This window comes from Pseudomonas sp. YuFO8, from assembly GCF_035065025.1.
GTDB lineage: Bacteria > Pseudomonadota > Gammaproteobacteria > Pseudomonadales > Pseudomonadaceae > Aquipseudomonas > Aquipseudomonas putida_AE.
In genome coordinates this window covers 1-382 of record NZ_JAXDEQ010000214.1, presented here as the reverse complement: position 1 = coordinate 382, position 382 = coordinate 1, and the positions used below count along the sequence as shown (strand labels likewise).

2 pseudogenes are annotated in these 382 nt (G+C 60.2%); both read right to left on the bottom strand.

The annotated features are described in order from the left end of the window. A pseudogene (locus SOP95_RS32055) lies at positions 1 to 107 on the bottom strand (DUF1249 domain-containing protein); the annotation flags it as partial. Next, positions 98 to 382: pseudogene (gene nudF / locus SOP95_RS32050) on the bottom strand (ADP-ribose diphosphatase); the annotation flags it as partial. The pseudogenes SOP95_RS32055 and nudF, both read right to left, overlap by 10 nt.

Sequence of the window (382 nt, the reverse complement as noted above, 5' to 3'; positions counted from 1 at the left end):
TGGCGCATGTCGGGGAGCAGGCGCATCAGCCGCGCATAGTTGGCCTCGCAGGCCGCTTGCAACCCGATCAGGTCGACTCGATAACGTTCCCGTGCCTTTACTGCCATAACCCCCTCACTTCCGCGCGATTAAGCGCAAGCCATTGCAGGGCGATAATGCTGGCTGCGTTGGAAATTTTGCCGTCACGCACCGCTTGCAGGGCATCTTCGAAAGCCCAGACAGTGACGCGGATATCTTCAGCTTCCTCTTCCAATCCATGGACGCCACCGGCGCCCGAGCTGTCGCAACGGCCCAGGTACAAGTGGACAAATTCGGTACTGCCGCCGGGCGACGGGAAATACTTGGTGATCGGCCACAGCGCGGAGAATGTCAGCCCAGCTTC